The 17,654-nt window shown below is 69.2% G+C and carries 13 protein-coding genes and 1 tRNA gene; 7 read left to right on the top strand and 7 right to left on the bottom strand.

The features are described from left to right. Positions 1 to 89 precede the first annotated feature (89 nt). Positions 90 to 166 (bottom strand) — tRNA-Leu (locus SANBI_RS09930). Positions 167 to 419: 253 nt separating this feature from the next. Here SANBI_RS09930 and SANBI_RS09925 point away from each other — a divergent pair. Together SANBI_RS09925 and SANBI_RS09920 are read left to right on the top strand one after the other, a co-directional pair. Beyond that, complete coding sequence (locus tag SANBI_RS09925) at positions 420 to 1,073, top strand: ANTAR domain-containing response regulator (RefSeq protein WP_042439004.1); 654 nt, start codon at positions 420 to 422, stop codon at positions 1,071 to 1,073. 90 nt (positions 1,074 to 1,163) lie between these two features. Next, a complete protein-coding gene (locus SANBI_RS09920; protein WP_319154595.1) occupies positions 1,164 to 1,877 on the top strand; it encodes a GNAT family N-acetyltransferase in 714 nt (237 codons plus the stop codon). Here the strand turns inward: SANBI_RS09920 and SANBI_RS09915 are convergent. Continuing rightward, on the bottom strand, positions 1,845 to 2,282 hold the full coding sequence (locus tag SANBI_RS09915) for a hotdog fold thioesterase (RefSeq protein WP_319154593.1): 438 nt from the start codon (positions 2,280 to 2,282) through the stop codon (positions 1,845 to 1,847). The two genes, SANBI_RS09920 and SANBI_RS09915, sit on opposite strands and share 33 nt — an antisense overlap. Here SANBI_RS09915 and polA point away from each other — a divergent pair. Further along, complete coding sequence (polA, locus tag SANBI_RS09910) at positions 2,281 to 4,989, top strand: DNA polymerase I (RefSeq protein WP_319154591.1); 2,709 nt, start codon at positions 2,281 to 2,283, stop codon at positions 4,987 to 4,989. The genes SANBI_RS09915 and polA overlap by 2 nt on opposite strands. A 46-nt stretch (positions 4,990 to 5,035) precedes the next feature. Here polA and SANBI_RS09905 read toward each other — a convergent pair whose 3' ends face one another. Then, positions 5,036 to 5,872, bottom strand: coding sequence for a class I SAM-dependent methyltransferase (locus tag SANBI_RS09905; protein ID WP_319154589.1), 837 nt, complete (start codon positions 5,870 to 5,872; stop codon positions 5,036 to 5,038). A 296-nt stretch (positions 5,873 to 6,168) separates the two neighbouring features. On the opposite strand from SANBI_RS09905, the gene SANBI_RS09900 reads away from it, so the two are divergent. Both SANBI_RS09900 and rpsA read left to right on the top strand, forming a co-directional pair. Further along, positions 6,169 to 7,194 (top strand): 6-phosphofructokinase, encoded by a 1,026-nt coding sequence (locus SANBI_RS09900; protein WP_319154587.1) that lies wholly within the window; start codon positions 6,169 to 6,171, stop codon positions 7,192 to 7,194. Positions 7,195 to 7,537: 343 nt separating this feature from the next. After that, a complete protein-coding gene (gene rpsA, locus SANBI_RS09895) occupies positions 7,538 to 9,028 on the top strand; it encodes a 30S ribosomal protein S1 (RefSeq protein WP_056133331.1) in 1,491 nt (496 codons plus the stop codon). Between the two features lie 337 nt (positions 9,029 to 9,365). Here the strand turns inward: rpsA and SANBI_RS09890 are convergent, their stop codons facing one another. After that, complete coding sequence (locus SANBI_RS09890) at positions 9,366 to 11,270, bottom strand: ABC transporter ATP-binding protein (RefSeq protein WP_319161245.1); 1,905 nt, start codon at positions 11,268 to 11,270, stop codon at positions 9,366 to 9,368. Positions 11,271 to 11,450: 180 nt separating this feature from the next. Between SANBI_RS09890 and coaE the strand changes: the two genes are divergently transcribed. Then, entirely contained in the window at positions 11,451 to 12,074 is a 624-nt protein-coding gene (coaE, locus tag SANBI_RS09885; RefSeq protein WP_056133329.1) for a dephospho-CoA kinase, read from the top strand. Positions 12,075 to 12,152: 78 nt separating this feature from the next. After that, on the top strand, positions 12,153 to 14,249 hold the full coding sequence (gene uvrB / locus SANBI_RS09880) for an excinuclease ABC subunit UvrB (RefSeq protein WP_056133326.1): 2,097 nt from the start codon (positions 12,153 to 12,155) through the stop codon (positions 14,247 to 14,249). Positions 14,250 to 14,517: 268 nt separating this feature from the next. Here uvrB and SANBI_RS09875 read toward each other — a convergent pair whose 3' ends face one another. The 3 genes from SANBI_RS09875 to SANBI_RS09865 are packed head-to-tail and all read right to left on the bottom strand — an operon-like array spanning position 14,518 to position 17,487. After that, a complete protein-coding gene (locus SANBI_RS09875; RefSeq protein WP_319154581.1) occupies positions 14,518 to 14,814 on the bottom strand; it encodes a YciI family protein in 297 nt (98 codons plus the stop codon). 10 nt (positions 14,815 to 14,824) lie between these two features. Then, a complete protein-coding gene (locus tag SANBI_RS09870) occupies positions 14,825 to 15,520 on the bottom strand; it encodes an MBL fold metallo-hydrolase (RefSeq protein WP_319154579.1) in 696 nt (231 codons plus the stop codon). Continuing rightward, entirely contained in the window at positions 15,517 to 17,487 is a 1,971-nt protein-coding gene (locus tag SANBI_RS09865) for a glycoside hydrolase family 15 protein (RefSeq protein WP_319154576.1), read from the bottom strand. Before SANBI_RS09865 ends, SANBI_RS09870 begins: the two co-directional genes overlap by 4 nt. Positions 17,488 to 17,654 lie beyond the last annotated feature (167 nt).

Genomic DNA, 17,654 nt, shown 5'->3' with positions numbered 1-17,654 from the left:
GGAGCGCGGGCGTGCCGCACCTCGACCGCGGACGCACCGCGACGTGCGGCGCGTCGTGCGGGGAGACCGCCGATGGTCGCGGGAAGAGCTGGTGCCCCGGGTGGGATTCGAACCCACACTGGATCGGGTTTGAGCCGAACGCCTCTGCCGGTTGGGCTACCGGGGCCTGGTGCTTGCTGGCAGTGCCCGACTATGAAACCACAGACAGGGGTCGGTGCGGGCATCCGGTGGCGGGCGCCTGGGGACCCGCACCGACCTCTCGAGGTGGACCAGGCCCGACGACCCAGAGGAGGGGAGCGGTCCGCGGCGCGAACCCGACCGGACGGTAGGTGTGGCACAGACGACGTGCGCAGATGCTCACCGCCCAGGTCCCGACCGACTAGGATGAACCCGTGACGGACAACGAAGAGAAGAAGAGCATGCTGCCTCTGGACCTCCCGCCTCTCCTGGAGCCGGTCGAGACCCCCGAGGAAGAGCCCGCAGCACCCCCGGCGCGCAAGGTGCGCCGTGCCGTCGTCGCCGAGGACGAGGCCCTCATCCGCATGGACGTCGTCGAGACGCTCCGCGAGGCTGGCTTCGACGTCGTCGGCGAGGCCGGCGACGGTGAGACCGCCGTCAGGCTGGCCCTCGAGCTCAAGCCCGACGTCGTCGTGATGGACGTCAAGATGCCCGAGCTCGACGGCATCTCGGCAGCCGAGCGCATCGGCAAGGCGCACGTCGCGCCCGTCGTCCTGCTCACGGCGTTCTCGCAGACCGAGCTGGTCGAGCGTGCCCGCGACGCCGGGGCGATGGCCTACGTCGTCAAGCCCTTCAGCCCCGCAGACCTGCTGCCTGCTGTCGAGATCGCGATCTCGCGCTACTCGCAGATCAGCGCCCTCGAGGCTGAGGTCGCCGACCTCGCCGAGCGCTTCGAGACGCGTAAGCGTGTCGACCGCGCCAAGGGTCTGCTCATGTCGAAGATGGGCCTGAGCGAGCCGGAGTCCTTCCGCTGGATCCAGAAGACGTCGATGGACCGTCGCCTCACCATGCGTGAGGTCGCCGACGCCGTCATCGACCAGGTCGGCGACAACTGATCTGATCTCACACTGCCCGCTGTTGACCCGCACGGGTCAGCAGGGGCACGCTAGGTCGAAGCGTCCACCCCCTCTCGAGGAGCCTTGCCCATGCGTGCACTGGTCGATGTCCGGCCCGCCGTCGCGTCGGACCTCCCGGTCCTGGCGAGGCTGAGCGTCTCCGCACGGCACGAGGCTGGTACGGGTGTCCAGCTCTGCGTCAACGACGAAGAGCGTCTGACACGGCAGCTCGCGACCCTCACGGGTCTGCCGGGTGGTCGTATCAAGGTCGCCGTGATCGAGGGGCAGCCCGTCGGGTTCATGCTCGTGCGCATCATCGAGCCGAGCCTGTTCAGCGACGTCACGTCGGTGTACATCGAGGCGCTCTACGTGTCGCAGGACTTCCGTCGTCGCGGGGTGGGGCACGCGCTGCTCACGGCGGCCGGCGACCTCGCCGCGTCGGTCGGTGCTCTCGACGTCTACTCCGTGCCGCTCCCTGGTTCCCGAGGTGTGCAGCGCTTCCTCGCCAGGCTCGGCTTCGCGCCCGCAGCATCGCACCGTGTCGTCACCACGGCCGTGCTGCAGCGCAAGCTCGCCGCCGAGAGCGCCGGCCGCCGCCACCAGGTCCGCAGCATCGAAGACCTCATCGCCCGGCGTCGCCGCGCGCGCATCGAGACGAACAGCGGTCCGCTCGACCTGCGCAGCTTCCAGGCGAGCCTGTCGCTCGACAAGGCCCCGGAAGAGCCGTCGGCGACCGACGAGGCCGCCGCAGCGGACGACCTCGTCGAGTCCTCAGACCGTCGGCACGAGCACCAGGCAGGTTAGCCGCGCCGTGCAGGTCCGCCTGCCCCGGTCGTCGGTCACGACGATCTCGTAGCTCGCTGTCGTCCGCCCCAGGTGGAGCGGCGTCGCGATCCCCGTGACGATCCCGGACCGTGCCGCCGAGTGGTGCGTCGCACCCACCTCGATCCCCACCACCGTGCGCCCCTCGCCCGCGTGCGCCTGGGCCGCGAGCGACCCGAGAGTCTCAGCGAGGACGACGCTCGCACCCCCGTGCAGCAGCCCTGCGGGCTGGGTGTTGCCCTCGACGGGCATGGTGCCCACGGTGCGCTGAGCACCGATCTCCAGCAGCTCGATCCCCATCCTCTCGATGAGCGTCCCGCGGACGAGGTCGGCGATGACGGGGGAGGCGACTGTGGCGTCGCCCTGCGTGGTGTCGTTGTCGGTCATGGGAGATAGGTTTGCAGGTGTGACCGACACTTCGCGACCCAGACTCCTGCTGATCGATGGCCACTCGATGGCCTACAGGGCATTCTTCGCCCTGCCGGTGGACAAGTTCTCCACCACCTCTGGCCAGCACACGAATGCCGTCCACGGGTTCATCTCGATGCTCGCGACGCTGCTGCGCGTCGAAGAACCCACGCACGTGGCCGTCGCCTTCGACGCTGGCTCGACCACCTTCCGCACCGAGGCGCTGCCCAGCTATAAGGGCACCCGCGACGCGACGCCCGAACCCTTCAAGGGGCAGGTGCCCCTCATCAAAGAGGTCCTCGAGGCGATGCACGTGCCGCACCTCGAGAAGGACAACTTCGAGGCCGACGACATCCTCGCGACCCTGTCCTCGCAGGCCGACGCGCTCGGCATGGAGGTGCTCGTCTGCTCGGGCGACCGTGACTCCCTCCAGTTCGTCAACGAGAACGTCACCGTGCTGTACCCGGTCAAGGGTGTGTCCGAGCTCGCCCGGATGACCCCGGAGGCCGTCCGCACCAAGTACGGCGTCGAGCCCCACCAGTACCCCGAGCTCGCCGCCCTCGTCGGCGAGACGAGCGACAACCTCCCGGGTGTCCCGGGCGTCGGCCCGAAGACGGCCGCGAAGTGGATCAACCAGTTCGGCAGCCTAGAGCAGATCCTCGACCGCTCCGACGAGATCAAGGGCAAGGCTGGGGAGTCCCTGCGCGACAACCTCGACGTGGTCCGTCTCAACCGCCAGCTCAACCACCTGCTGACCGACGTCGAGCTGCCTTTCGGCCCGGACGACCTCAAGGTCCAGCCGTGGGACCGCGAGGCCATGAGCACGGTCTTCGACGCGCTCCAGTTCCGGACGCTCCGCGAGCGTCTCTTCGCGATGCACCCTGCGGCAGACGACGACGAGAACGTCGGCCCGTCGGTCGACGTCACCCTCGAGGACCTCGCTCCGGGACTGCTCGAGGCCTGGTTCGCCGAGCACGACCAGCGTCCGCTCGGGCTCGACGTGGCCGGACGACCCGTCCCCGCAGGCGGAGACGCCTGGGCGCTGGCAGTCGCCGACGGACCCGCCTCGGCTGTCGCCCTCGACCTGACCGACCTCTCGGACGACGATGACCGTGCGCTCAGCGACTGGCTCTCCGACCCCACCCGGCCCAAGGTCGTGCACGGCGGCAAGTCCGTCTGGCACGAGCTCGCGTCTCGGGGATACTCCCTCGAGGGGGTCGTCTTCGACACCGAGCTCGCCGCCTACCTCTGCTTCCCCGACCAGCGCAGCTATGACCTCGGCGACCTCGCCGAGCGTCACCTGCACCGCGAGCTGACACCGCTCGACACGTCGAACGGCGACCAGGGTGCGCTCGACCTCGCCGTCGGCGAAGACAGCGAGGGCGGGCGTCTCGCCGTCCGTGCTGCTGCGTTGACCGATCTCGCCGAGGTCCTGCGCGGCGAGCTCGGCGACCGCAGCGCCGAGTCCCTGCTGACCGACCTAGAGCTCCCGCTCTCGGCGGTGCTCGTGCACATGGAGCGTCACGGGATCGCGATGGATGTCGACTACCTCCGCGAGCTCGAGCAGCACTTCGGTGAGCTCGTGGCCGGGGCCGCCGGAGCGGCTTACGAGGTGATCGGGCGCGAGGTGAACCTCGGGTCGCCCAAGCAGCTCCAGGAGGTGCTCTTCGAGCAGCTCGAGATGCCTAAGACCAAGAAGATCAAGACGGGGTACACGACCGACGCGGCGGCGCTGGCGGACCTCTTCGTCAAGACCGAGCACCCCTTCCTCAAGTTCTTGCTCGAGCACCGGGACTCGACCCGGCTGCGCCAGACGGTCGAGGGTCTGCTCAAGTCTGTCGCGGACGACGGGCGCATCCACACGACCTTCCAGCAGACCATCGCGGCGACGGGTCGACTCAGCTCGACCGAGCCGAACCTGCAGAACATCCCGATCCGCACCGAGGCCGGGCGCCGCATCCGTCGCGCCTTCGTGGTCGGTGACGGGTACGAGACCCTGCTGACTGCCGACTACTCGCAGATCGAGATGCGCATCATGGCGCACCTCTCGGGCGACGAGGGCCTCATCGAGGCCTTCCGGACCGGCGAAGACCTGCACAACTACGTGGGCTCGCGCGTCTTCCAGGTCGAGACCTCAGCCGTGACACCGGCCATGCGCTCGAAGATCAAGGCGATGTCCTACGGCCTCGCCTACGGGCTCTCGTCCTTCGGCCTGTCTAACCAGCTGAACATCGACGTGAAAGAGGCCTCCAAGCTCATGGAGGACTACTTCACGCGCTTCGGTGGTGTGCGGACGTACCTCGCCGGAGTTGTCGACGAGGCGCGTGCTAACGGGTACACGGCCACGATCATGGGGCGCCGCCGCTACCTGCCCGACCTCACGAGCGACAACCGTCAGCGCCGGGAGATGGCCGAGCGCATGGCCCTCAACGCGCCGATCCAGGGCAGCGCAGCCGACATCATCAAGGTCGCGATGCTCGGGGTCGAGAAGGAGATCGCGGTCCGCGGGCTGAAGTCCCGCCTGCTGCTCCAGGTCCACGACGAGCTCATCCTCGAGGTCGGCCACGGCGAGCTCGAGGAGCTCACCGCCCTCGTCCGCGAGCAGATGGGATCGGCGGCCGACCTGCGCGTCCCGCTCGACGTGTCGGTCGGCACGGGGTCCAGCTGGCACGACGCCGGACACTGACGACAGCTCGTGCGGGCAGGCTCGCACCCCGGGCCGACGTGGACGCTCAGCCCGGCGTGCGCGCGCTGAAGATCGCCGTCCCGGGGAGGAGGCGTCCGCGGGTCGGGCTCCATCCTCCCCAGGTCTGGTCGTGCCCCTCGGGCCACTCCGGCTCGACCACGTCGACGAGCTGGAGCCCCGCGGCCGTGATCTCACGGACGTGGTCACCGAGCGTCCGGTGGTACTCGGCGTAGGTGACGGTCCCGCTCTCGTCCCGCTCGGCGTACGGCCTGCGGTCGAAGTATGACCGCTGAGCCGTGAGCCCGCGCTCGGTCGGGTCGTCGGGGAAGGCCCAGCGGACGGGGTGCGTCACGGAGAACACCCACCGTCCGCCGGGCCGCAGCACGCGCGCGACCTCGGCGTGCACGGCCAGGGCGTCGGGGACGAAGGGGATCGCACCGTAGGCGCTGAAGACCACGTCGAAGCTCGCGTCGGCAAAGGGCAGGACCCGGGCGTCGACCTGGAGGACCGGGACGTGCGTCCCCTGCGCAGCATCGATCCGCAGGCTCTCCCGCAGCATCCCGTGGGAGACGTCGGTCGAGACGACCCGCGCTCCCTGGCGGGTGAGCCACCTGCCGCACTGCGCCGCACCAGAGCCGATCTCGAGCACCTGGGCACCGCGCAGCGACTCGAGAGGCCCGAGCAGGTGCGCGTCCTTCTCCCGGAGTCCTTCCGGGCACCAGCAGAAGTCGTCGGCGCCGAGAAATTCGCCGTGCTCGTCGAGGTATTCCGTCGCGTTCTCGTCCCACCAGCCGCGGCTCGCAGCCCCGGCTGATTCGTCGGGCACGTCCTGGTAGCCGGCGCGCAGCGCTCTGTCGTTCGTCACGGGACCAGTCTGAGGCATCGGGTCGCTCGGCTGGCCGACCTCTCGGTGGGCGAGCGCGCCGGTCTGCCGACGAAGATGCTGGTCAACCCGCCGCGCGACACGCTGCTGGGCTCGCAGCGGGCCTGCCGGGCGGGGCGCCCCTCGCGTGCGGCCTGTCCTCTGCGGGGGTGTGGTCAGCAGAGCGACACCTGTCCCTCCGGATGGGACCAATGGCGGCTCGGACCAGCGGAGGGGCTCTGTAGGGTTGAGGTCGAGGGTCCAGTTCTGGACCACGCGACGACGCTGCTCACCTGACACTTCTTGAGGGAGTTTGAATGAGAATCGGTCTGCTCACCGGCGGTGGCGACTGCCCAGGGCTCAACGCTGCGATCCGTGCGGTCGTCAAGCAGGGGCTGGGGGAGTACGGGCACACCATCATCGGCTTCCGCAACGGGTGGAAGGGTGTCGTCGACGGCGACGTCCGGACCATGTCCCGTGAGGACATCCGCAACGTCCTTCCCCAGGGCGGGACGCTGCTGGGCACCGCGCGGTACCACCCGCACTCGGCAGACGGCGGTCTCGACGGCGTGATGGCGACGCTCGAGGCCGAGCGGATCGAGGCGCTCATCTGCATCGGTGGTGACGGGACGCTCCACGCGGCCAACAAGGTCGCCGAGCAGGGCATCAAGATCGTCGCGATCCCCAAGACCATCGACAACGACGTCGCCGGGACCGACCTGTCGATCGGCTTCCACACCGCCGTCAACATCGCGACCGAGGCGATCGACCGCATCCACACGACCGCGGAGAGCCACAACCGCGTCATGGTGGTCGAGGTCATGGGCCGCCACGCCGGATGGATCGCCGTGAACGCCGGGATCGCCGGAGGCGCCGAGCTCGTGCTCGCCCCCGAAGAGCCCTTCGACATGGACCGCATCGTCAAGTTCCTCAAGCACCGTCACCGCTCGCACGCGAACTTCTCGATCGTCGTGGTCGCCGAGGGCGCGCTGCCCAAGGAGGGCAGCTCGATGCAGTACGAGGCACAGCTGGGCAAGTTCGGCGAGATCGTCGCCGGCGCCATCGGTGAGCGCGTCGCGAACGAGATCGCGACCCGGACAGGCTTCGACACGCGACTGACGATCCTCGGTCACGTGCAGCGTGGCGGGACCCCGACGCCGACCGACCGGATCCTCGGCAGCCGCTTCGGTGTCGCGGCCGTCGACGCCGTGAGCCGCGGCGAGACGAACGTCATGACGGCCCTGCGCAACGAAGAGGTCGTCCTCGTGCCCCTCGAGGAGATCGCCGGCAAGGTCAAGCACGTCCCCGACGACCTGCTGCGGGTCGCCCGGGTCCTCGCCTGAGAGACCAGCACGCCCGCGCGGGCGACGACGGGTCTGCCCTGATCAGGGGCCCGTCGTCGCCCGCGCGCCCACGTTGACCCACACACCGCCGCGCCGGTAAGGTATATGGCGGTGCAGTACGGTCGCGCCCGCTCGTCCCGGAACGGTCAAGAAGCTCTCAGAGGCTCTCGTCTGTCGTCGCGACGAAGGGGTCGGCACGCAGGCGCTGCGCACGACACGCACCACCAGCCTGTTGCACCTGCACCATCTCGCAGTACTGAGCACCATGTCCCGTGCCCTCGCGCACGAACACGCAGCATCCCTATCCGAACTACTTCCTGTCCGCATCGGAGCACCTGACTCAATGACCATCTCTACCCCCGCGAAGTCCGCCCCGCAGGTCGCCATCAACGACATCGGCACTGCAGAAGACTTCCTTGCAGCCATCGACGCCACCATCAAGTACTTCAACGACGGTGACATTGTCGAAGGCACCATCGTCAAGGTCGACCGTGACGAGGTCCTCCTCGACATCGGTTACAAGACCGAAGGCGTCATCCCCTCCCGCGAGCTGTCCATCAAGCACGACGTGGACCCCGGAGAGGTCGTCCAGGTGGGCGACGTCGTCGAGGCGCTCGTCCTCCAGAAGGAGGACAAGGAAGGCCGTCTGATCCTGTCCAAGAAGCGCGCACAGTACGAGCGCGCCTGGGGCACGATCGAGAAGATCAAGGAAGAGGACGGCGTCGTCACCGGCACCGTCATCGAGGTCGTCAAGGGTGGCCTCATCCTCGACATCGGTCTTCGTGGCTTCCTCCCCGCCTCGCTCGTCGAGATGCGTCGCGTCCGCGACCTCCAGCCGTACGTCGGCAAGGAGATCGAGGCCAAGATCATCGAGCTCGACAAGAACCGCAACAACGTGGTCCTGTCGCGCCGTGCCTGGCTCGAGCAGACGCAGTCCGAGGTTCGCTCCACCTTCCTGCAGACGCTGCAGAAGGGCCAGGTGCGCCCCGGTGTCGTCTCCTCGATCGTCAACTTCGGTGCCTTCGTGGACCTCGGCGGCGTCGACGGTCTCGTCCACGTCTCCGAGCTGTCCTGGAAGCACATCGACCACCCGGGCGAGGTCGTCGAGGTCGGTCAGGAAGTCACCGTCGAGGTCCTCGACGTCGACTTCGACCGCGAGCGTGTCTCCCTGTCGCTCAAGGCGACGCAGGAAGACCCGTGGCAGACCTTCGCCCGTACGCACGCCATCGGTCAGGTCGTGCCGGGTAAGGTCACCAAGCTCGTCCCCTTCGGCGCGTTCGTGCGCGTCGAGGACGGCATCGAGGGCCTCGTGCACATCTCGGAGCTGGCTGTCCGCCACGTCGAGCTGCCCGAGCAGGTCGTCAACGTCGGCGACGACGTCTTCGTCAAGGTCATCGACATCGACCTCGAGCGTCGCCGCATCTCGCTGTCGCTGAAGCAGGCCAACGAGGGCGTGGACCCGGAGTCGGACGACTTCGACCCCGCTCTGTACGGCATGGCTGCCGAGTACGACGAGGCCGGGAACTACAAGTACCCGGAGGGCTTCGACCCCGAGACGAACGAGTGGCTCGAGGGCTTCGAGTCGCAGCGTGAGGTCTGGGAAGGCCAGTACGCCAAGGCGCACGAGCGCTGGGAGTCGCACCGCAAGCAGGTCGCCGAGGCCGTCAAGGCTGACCTCGAGGCCGCTGAGTCGGGCGACACCGACTCTGGCTCGAGCTCTTCCTCGGCCAGCACGTACTCGTCGGCTCCGGCTGCCGAGCCCACCTCCGGTGGCGGCACGCTCGCCTCGGACGAGGCTCTCGCCGCACTCCGCGAGAAGCTCACCGGTAACTGATCTGACCCGGGGCCTCGGCCCTGAGACGGCTCAGCACTGACAGCAGAGGCCGGTCACCTTCGGGTGGCCGGCCTCTGCTGTGCCCTGGCCAGGGGCGGTTCTCCGCCGTCCGCCAGTGTCCACGAGGTCGCACCTGTGGCGGCGAGGTCGCACGGACACGCCAGAGTACGGGCAGCGAGCCGTGCTTCTGTCGTGTCCGTGCGACCTCGTCATTGAGGGACGACTTCGTCATCGTCTGGACGACCTGGGGGCGGGACTGTGCCCTGGTAACGGGGAGCCGGGTCGGGCCCCGGTCCGGAGAGACCGGGGCCCGACCCGGCTCGAGCCGGAGCTTCTGTCAGGCTGGGTCGCTCAGACCGCTCACGGCCTCGGCGAACTGGGTGTGGTAGAGGTCGGCGTAGAGACCGCCGGCCTCGAGCAGCTCGGTGTGCGTGCCCTGGGCGACCACGCGCCCCTCGTCGAGGACGACGATCCTGTCCGCCTCACGGATGGTCGACAACCTGTGCGCGATGACCACCGAGGTCCGGCCGACCAGGGCTGCGCTCAGCGCACGCTGGACGGCTGCCTCGGACTCCGAGTCGAGGTGTGCTGTCGCCTCGTCGAGGACGACGACGTCCGGTGCCTTGAGCAGCAGCCGCGCGATCGCGAGGCGCTGCCGCTCACCGCCCGACAGCCTGTACCCGCGGTCGCCCACCACGGTGTCGACACCCGAGGGCAAGGACTCCACGAGGTCCCAGATGTGCGCGGCGCGCAGCGACTCCTCGATCTCCTCGTCGGTCGCGTCCGGCCGGGCGTACCGCAGGTTGCCGGCGATCGTGTCGTGGAACATGTGCGAGTCCTGGGGGACCGTGCCGACAGTCGCGCGCAGGGACTCGAGCGTCACGCCCCGCAGGTCCTGGCCAGCCACCTCGATCGTGCCCTCGGTCGGGTCGTACATGCGGGTGACCAGCTGAGACAGCGTGGTCTTGCCAGCACCCGACGGGCCCACGAGGGCGACCATCTCGCCGGGTTCGACCCGGATGCTCACGTGGCTCAGCGTCGTGGACTGCGGGTCGTTGACGAGGGTCGCGACAGACTCGAGCGACGCGAGCGAGACCTCGGCGGCCGTCGGGTACCGGAAGGTCACTTCGCGCAGCTCGATGCTGGCTCCGTGCTCGGCGACCGCGAGGCGCAGGTCTGTCGCGTCCTGCGCATCGGTCACGCTCGGTTGGAGGTCGAGGACCTCGAGCACCCGCTCGAAGCTCACGAGCGCTGTCATCACGTCGACCTGGACGTTGGACAGGGCGGTGAGCGGCCCGTAGAGCCGGCCGAGATAGGCGGTGAGTGCGACGACGACCCCGACCGTGAGCCCGCCGCTGATCGCGCTGAGCCCACCGACGCCGTAGACGACCGCGACCGCGAGGGCGGCGACCGTCGTCAGGCCCACGCGGAAGTAGGTCGAGTACATGGCGAGCTTGACGCCGATGTCTCGGGCGCGGCCGGCGTCGTGCGCGAACCTGCGTGACTCGTCGGCCGGACGACCGTAGGTCTTGGCCAGGTGTGCGCCCGCGACGTTGAAGCGTTCGTTCATGGTCTGCGAGGTGTCCGCGTTGATCTCGTAGGACTCCCGTGTCAGCCGCGCCAGCCGTGGTCCGATCCACCGGGCCGGCAGGATGAAGGCGGGCAGCAGCACCAGGGACAGGGCTGTGAGCTGCCAGGACATCGAGAACATCGCGGCGAGCACGAAGACGACGGTCAGGGTGTTCGAGAAGACGTTCGACAGCGTCGAGGTGAAGGCCTGCTGGGCGCCCAGCACGTCACCGTTGAGGCGCTGGACGAGGGCACCGGTCCGGGTGCGGGAGAAGAAGGCGAGGGGCATCTGCTGGACGTGGTCGAAGACCGCGATCCGCAGGTCGAGGATGAGTCCTTCGCCGATCCGCGAGGACAACCAGCGCTGCGCCATCGTCAGCGCCCCCGAGGCGAGAGCCAGGACAGCGACGAGTCCTGCGAGCCACAGCACGACGTCTCGCCGGCCCGGGGTGATCCCGTCGTCGATGATCGCCTTGAAGACGAGCGGCGTGGCCGCCCCGATGAGGGCGTCGATCGCGATGAGCACGAGGAACACCGTGAGCTGCCGCTTGTACGGGCGGGCGAAGGCCAGCACGCGCCGGACCGTGCCGTCGGCGAGCCGGTGCTGGGTGATACCGCGTTCCTGGCGGAACGAGCGGAGCTGTCCGCCGCCGCCTCCACCTCCTGCGTGCATCGACACGATGTGCTCCCTTCGACGTGCTGTGTGGTCGTGCTGCTCGCCGCGACCTGTCGCGGCTCGGCGCGCCGTGGGCACGGCGGACGCGATACGTTGGGCCGACGCCCGTGCACCGGGCACCGGACGGTACGGCGCCCAGGGCGCCGTCCTCGCCGGCCGTGCGACGAGAGGGACGAGATGATCAGGATAGGTCTGACCGGCGGGATCGCCGCCGGCAAGTCGGTCGCCTCGACGCGCTTCGCGGAGCTCGGCGCAGTCGTGATCGACCACGACGTGCTCGCCCGCGAGGTCGTCGAGCCAGGGACTGTCGGGCTCGACCGGGTGGTCGAGGCCTTCGGCCCGGAGGTGCTGCTCGAGGACGGCTCGCTCGACAGGCCGGCGCTCGGTCACATCGTCTTCGGCGACCGTGCGCGGCTGGACCTGCTGAGCTCGATCATCCACCCGGAGGTGGCGCGGCTGTCCGCAGAGCGCGAGGCTGCCGTGGCCACCGCAGATGCCAACGCCGTGGTGGTCCACGACATTCCCCTGCTCGTCGAGACAGGGCAGCAGGAGACCTTCCACGTGGTGGTCGTGGTCGACGCCCCGGCCGACCTGAGGATCCGCAGGCTCGTCGAGAAGCGGGGCCTGGACCTGCCCGAGGCCCGTCGCCGGGTCGCGTCGCAGGCGACGGACGAGGCGCGCCTCGCAGCTGCCGACGTGGTGCTGCCCGGGGCCGGTGACGTGTCGCAGCTGCGCGCTGCCGTCGACGCCCTGTGGCGGCGGCTCCAGGACGAGGTCGAGGCAGAGGTGCCCGTCCCCTGACGCTGCTGCTCTGGCGCTGTGGCCACCGGCACGCTCGTCCCGGTGGGCGTTGTCGGTGGCTGGTCGTACGGTTGTTCCATGCGACCTGTGACAGATCTCCAGCGGACAGTGGCACCCTTCGAGGTGATCTCCGAGTACACCCCGTCGGGGGACCAGCCGACGGCGATCGCTGAGCTCGCAGAGCGTATCCAGGGCGGTGAGAAGGACGTCGTGCTCCTCGGTGCCACGGGTACCGGAAAGTCCGCGACCACGGCCTGGCTCATCGAGAAGCTGCAGCGTCCGACGCTCGTCATGGCGCCGAACAAGACCCTCGCCGCGCAGCTCGCGACAGAGTTCCGCGAGCTCTTGCCGAACAACGCCGTCGAGTATTTCGTGTCGTACTACGACTACTACCAGCCCGAGGCGTACATCGCGCAGACGGACACCTTCATCGAGAAGGACAGCTCGATCAACGACGAGGTCGAGCGCCTGCGCCACTCGGCGACGAGCAACCTGCTCACGCGGCGCGACGTGATCGTCGTCGCGTCGGTGTCGTGCATCTACGGTCTGGGTACCCCGCAGGAGTACGTGGACCGCATGGTCCGGCTCGACGTCGGCGACCAGGTCGACCGCGACACCCTGCTGCGCAAGTTCGTCACCATGCAGTACACCCGCAACGACATGGCCTTCACCCGTGGCACCTTCCGCGTCCGTGGGGACACCGTCGAGATCATCCCGGTGTACGAAGAGCTCGCGATCCGCATCGAGTTCTTCGGCGACGAGATCGAGGCGATCCAGACGCTGCACCCGCTGACCGGTGACGTCGTGCGCAACGAGACCTCCATCCACCTCTTCCCGGCCACGCACTACGTCGCCGGTCCAGAGCGCATGGAGAAGGCCATCGCATCGATCGAGACCGAGCTCGAAGAGCGTCTCGCGACGATGGAGGCCCAGAACAAGCTGCTCGAGGCGCAGCGCCTGCGGATGCGCACCACCTACGACATCGAGATGATGCGCGAGATCGGCAGCTGCTCAGGTATCGAGAACTACTCGCGGCACATCGACGGTCGTGGTCCGGGCACGGCCCCGCACACGCTGCTCGACTACTTCCCCGAAGACTTCTTGCTCGTCATCGACGAGTCCCACGTGACGGTCCCGCAGATCGGCGCGATGTACGAGGGTGACATGTCGCGCAAGCGCAACCTCGTCGACCACGGCTTCCGACTGCCGAGCGCGATGGACAACCGTCCGCTGCGCTGGGAGGAGTTCGTCGACCGCATCGGCCAGACCGTCTACCTCTCGGCGACCCCCGGCAAGTACGAGCTGTCGATGGCTGACGGCTTCGTCGAGCAGATCATCCGTCCGACGGGACTCATCGACCCCCAGGTGATCGTCAAGCCGACCAAGGGGCAGATCGACGACCTCCTCGAGGAGATCCGCGTCCGCGCGGAGAAGGACGAGCGCGTCCTGGTCACCACGCTGACCAAGAAGATGGCCGAAGACCTCACCGACTACTTCCTCGACAAGGGCGTGCGAGTCAGGTACCTGCACTCCGAGGTCGACACGCTGCGACGCGTCGAGCTGCTGCGTGAGCTCCGGATGGGGGAGTACGACGTCCTGGTCGGCATCAACCTGCTCCGTGAAGGCCTCGACCTCCCTGAGGTCTCGCTCGTGGCGATCCTCGACGCCGACAAAGAGGGCTTCCTGCGGTCCGCGACCTCGCTCATCCAGACCATCGGTCGTGCGGCTCGTAACGTCTCGGGCCAGGTGCACATGTACGCGGACACCGTGACGCCGTCGATGGCCATGGCCCTCGAGGAGACCGACCGCCGCCGCGAGAAGCAGGTCGCGTACAACCTCGAGCACGGGATCGACCCGACCCCGCTGCGCAAGAAGATCAGCGATGTCACGGACATGCTCGCCCGCGAGGACATCGACACCCGCGAGCTGCTCGAGGGCGGATACCGCAAGCCCGCCAAGGGTTCGGCGCCTGTCCCGGGCGGCCCGAAGGAGGGTGCGTCCGGCAACAGGCTCGCTGTCGCTGCTGCCGGTGATCTTGTCGGCCTCATCCAGGAGCTCGACGAGCAGATGCACGCTGCTGCGGCCGAGCTGCAGTTCGAGCTCGCGGCCCGCCTCCGCGACGAGGTCTCGGGCCTGAAGAAGGAGCTCCGGCAGATGCAGGCCGCCACGGCCTGACCTCCTCGCGCGTGACAGAGGTCGGCGGACACGCCCATGACAGACGAAGACGCGGCCACCCCCGACGGGGTGGCCGCGTCTTCTTGCGTCTGAGGGGGAGTGCCTGCCGGGAGGACCGAGGGACGAGGAGCGCCGGGCCGAGTTCCACCAGAGGTGTGTCACGTCGGGCGCGACGGGAGGCATGTCAGGCCGGCCGCGACCTGGCATGCGGCAGACCGAGCGCCATCGACGCTGCGTCGGACCTGTGGGCCGAGAGGCCGATGGAGCGTCAGTCCGCCCAGGGCCCGAAGACGACTGTCCACTCGGTGACTGCACGAGCCGCGACGAGCTGCTGCTGGTGGAAGGGGTCGGCGTCGAGGATCGAGCTGACGGCCTCAGCAGACGCACCCGTGAGGATGAGCAGCGCACCCTGCATGTCGTCGTCGGAGACCGGACCCGACGCGAGCAAGATCCCCGCGGCATACAGACCGCCGAGGAAGGCACGGTGCGCCGGGCGGTGCGTGTCGCGGGCAGCAGAGTCGTCGGTGTAGACGTAGGTCACGGCGTAGGTGGTCATGCCCGCCATTCAAGCACCTTCACCAGCGGCGGGACCGCCACTCGTCGAGGTGCGGACGCTCAGCGCCGAGGGTGGTCGGCGCTCCGTGCCCGGGGTGGATGACGGTGTCGTCCCGGAACCGGGCGAAGATCTTCTCCTCGACGTCACCGAGGAGCTGCGCGAACCGCTCCGGGTCGTGGTTGGTGTTGCCGACCCCGCCGGGGAACAGAGAGTCACCGGAGAAGATGTGGGTGCGACCGGCGACAGCGTCGGGCTCAGACACCTCGTCCGGCTCGACCAGCACGAGGGCGACCGACCCGGGGGTGTGGCCGCGGAGCGGGACGACCTCGAGGTCGATCGTCCCGGCGACGAGGTGCTCGCCCGCGTGCAGGCGCTGCCGCGTGGGCACGCTGATGGCCTCGGCGTCCTCGGCACCCGCGGCCGTCGTCGCCCCGGTGACACCGACCATGTCTTCGAGCGCCCCGACGTGGTCGTGGTGGCTGTGGGTGGTGACGACGAGGTCGAGGCGCGCAGACCCCGAGCCCTCGCGCACGAGCGCGAGCAGCCGGTCCGAGTCGGCAGCGGCGTCGACGAGCACCTGCGCGCCGGTGGTCCGGCAGGTCAGCAGGTAGGCGTTGTTGTCCATCGGGCCGACCGCCACCGACCTGAGGTCGACGTGGTCGAGCCGGGTCAGTCGTGTCGGCGAAGCCGGCGCGGTGCTCTGGTCGTCGGTCATGGTGCGTCCTCCCTCGTCCTCGGAGCGCCGCTCGGCGCCTCCGCCGTGCCGGTGGTCGTCGTGCCTGTGCTGGTCGTCCCGGTGCCAGTCGTCCCCGGGCTCGTCGTGCTGGGGGCGTGGTGCCCCGCGGAGTGCAGACCGCCACAGTCGCTCGTGGCTCGGTCGAGGCTGTGGACAGCGCGCACGAGCCCGAGGTGGGAGAAGGCCTGCGGGAAGTTCCCGGCCATCCGTGCGCGCCCGTCGTCGTACTGCTCAGCCATGAGCCCGAGGTCGTTGGCCGAGCCCACGAGGGTGTCGAGCAGCTGCTGCGCCTCGTCGGTCTGGCCGGTGCGGGCGAGGGCGTCGACGAGCCAGAAGGAGCACACGAGGAACGGCGCCTCGTCGCCCTCCAGGCCGTCACCTGTCTGCTCGGTCTCGTAGCGCCTGACGAAGCCGTGCTCGGTGGCGAGGGTCCGCTGGATCTCCCGGACCGTCCCGACGAACCTCTCGTCGGTCGGGTCGATGAACCCCACCTGGGCCATCTGCAGCAGAGACGCGTCCGTGTGCTCGGCTCCGTAGTACTGGACGAAGGCACCGAGCCCCGTGTCGAAGCCGTGCTCCATCACCTGGGCGTGGATCTCGTCACGGGCAGCCTTCCAGTGCTCGACGGGCCCGTCGAGGCCGTGCACCTCGACACCCCTGACGGCTCGGTCGATCGCTGCCCAGCTCATCACGCGCGAGTGCACGAAGTCCCGCTCGGGTCCTCGGACCTCCCAGATCCCGCGGTCAGGGCGGTCCCAGTGCTCGACGAGCGCGTCGACGAGGTGCCTCTGCAGCGACCAGCTGTCGGCCGTCTCCGTGAGGCCAGCGTCCCGCGCCATGTCGAGGGCGCACATGACCTCGCCGAGCACGTCGTTCTGCACCTGGTCCACGGCCGCGTTCCCCACCCGCACGGGCCTGGAGCCCGCGTACCCGGGCAGGTGGTCGAGCTCGTGCTCGGGGAGGTCGCGACGCCCGTCGACGCCGTACATGATCTGCAGGTCTTCAGGGTCACCGGCGACCGCGCGCAGCAACCAGTCGCGCCATCCGACGATCTCGTCGTGGTAGCCAGACTCGACGAGCGCCTCGAGGGTCATGGCGGCGTCGCGCAACCAGCAGTACCTGTAGTCCCAGTTGCGCTCCCCGCCGAAGTCTTCGGGCAGGGAGGTGGTCGCCGCCGCGACGATCCCGCCGGTCGTGCTGCTCGTCAGGAGTCGCAGGACGAGCAAAGACCTGACGAGCGGCTCGCGGTAGGGGCCGGAGTAGGGAGTCTGACGGGCCCAGTCGTGCCAGCTGTCGGTCGCTGTGGCGATCACGTGCGCGACGGACAGCGGTGGGGGAGTCGCACCCCAGGACGGTGTCCAGGTCGAGGAGAACGTGAACCGTTCACCCTCGCTCGCCTCGAAGACGTCTCGGTGACGGTGGTCTTCGGCCCGCGGCAGCCGGGTGCCGCGCAGCAGCAACGAGTCTGGGCCGGCGACGGCGCGGATCGCGTGGCGCCCGGTCCGGTGGTCGTCGTCGACCCGGCTCACCCAGGGTTCGTAGGCGCCGTAGCCGAAGCGCACCACCCACTCGTGCTCGATCGTCACGTGGCCGTCGAGCACCTCGAGCTCGCGGACCAGGTCCGCCCGCCCGTCGCCGGGTGGCATGGCGTCGACGACGCGTGCCGTGCCTGTCGCCGTCGTGTAGGTGGTCTCGAGGACGAAGGAGTCGCCGAGATACCGCCGTGTCACCGAGACGGGGTCGCGGACCGTCAGCAGCCACCGTCCGTTCTCGGGGGTGCCCAGCAGCGCGGCGAAGCACGCCGGTGAGTCGAAGTCGGGCAGGCACAACCAGTCGACCGACCCTGTCCGGCTGACGAGTGCGCAGGACCGCCCGTCGCCCAGGACCGCGTAGTCCGCGATCGGTGTCGAGCAGGGGGTGGTGTCGAGCGCAGGGCTGTCAGGCATCTCCCGATTGTGGTCTCTCGACGGTCGTCGAGCACGTCGGGGGAGGTCGGAGCGGTGCGGGAGGCATCTGGGGCCGCGTCGAGGGCTCAGGAGGCTACCGTCACGTCGCGGGGCTCGGAGCCGTGAGGGCGGCTGCAGTGGGGCCTGGCGACGGCACGCGAGACGTG

Source organism: Sanguibacter biliveldensis, assembly GCF_033798665.1.
Classification (GTDB): Bacteria; Actinomycetota; Actinomycetes; order Actinomycetales; family Cellulomonadaceae; genus Sanguibacter; species Sanguibacter inulinus.
This window is presented reverse-complemented; position numbering and strand designations above follow the sequence as displayed.

Excerpts from the sequence above, each read along its gene's own strand:
- coaE (WP_056133329.1), top strand. The coding sequence starts at position 11,451 with ATGATCAGGATAGGTCTGACCGGCGGGATCGCCGCCGGCAAGTCGGTC.
- SANBI_RS09920 (WP_319154595.1), top strand. The coding sequence starts at position 1,164 with ATGCGTGCACTGGTCGATGTCCGGCCCGCCGTCGCGTCGGACCTCCCG.
- SANBI_RS09900 (WP_319154587.1), top strand. The coding sequence starts at position 6,169 with ATGAGAATCGGTCTGCTCACCGGCGGTGGCGACTGCCCAGGGCTCAAC.
- polA (WP_319154591.1), top strand. The coding sequence starts at position 2,281 with ATGGGAGATAGGTTTGCAGGTGTGACCGACACTTCGCGACCCAGACTC.
- SANBI_RS09925 (WP_042439004.1), top strand. The coding sequence starts at position 420 with ATGCTGCCTCTGGACCTCCCGCCTCTCCTGGAGCCGGTCGAGACCCCC.
- uvrB (WP_056133326.1), top strand. The coding sequence starts at position 12,153 with ATGCGACCTGTGACAGATCTCCAGCGGACAGTGGCACCCTTCGAGGTG.
- SANBI_RS09915 (WP_319154593.1), bottom strand. The coding sequence starts at position 2,282 with ATGACCGACAACGACACCACGCAGGGCGACGCCACAGTCGCCTCCCCC.
- SANBI_RS09865 (WP_319154576.1), bottom strand. The coding sequence starts at position 17,487 with ATGCCTGACAGCCCTGCGCTCGACACCACCCCCTGCTCGACACCGATC.
- SANBI_RS09870 (WP_319154579.1), bottom strand. The coding sequence starts at position 15,520 with ATGACCGACGACCAGAGCACCGCGCCGGCTTCGCCGACACGACTGACC.
- SANBI_RS09890 (WP_319161245.1), bottom strand. The coding sequence starts at position 11,270 with ATGCACGCAGGAGGTGGAGGCGGCGGCGGACAGCTCCGCTCGTTCCGC.
- SANBI_RS09875 (WP_319154581.1), bottom strand. The coding sequence starts at position 14,814 with ATGGCGGGCATGACCACCTACGCCGTGACCTACGTCTACACCGACGAC.
- rpsA (WP_056133331.1), top strand. The coding sequence starts at position 7,538 with ATGACCATCTCTACCCCCGCGAAGTCCGCCCCGCAGGTCGCCATCAAC.
- SANBI_RS09905 (WP_319154589.1), bottom strand. The coding sequence starts at position 5,872 with ATGCCTCAGACTGGTCCCGTGACGAACGACAGAGCGCTGCGCGCCGGC.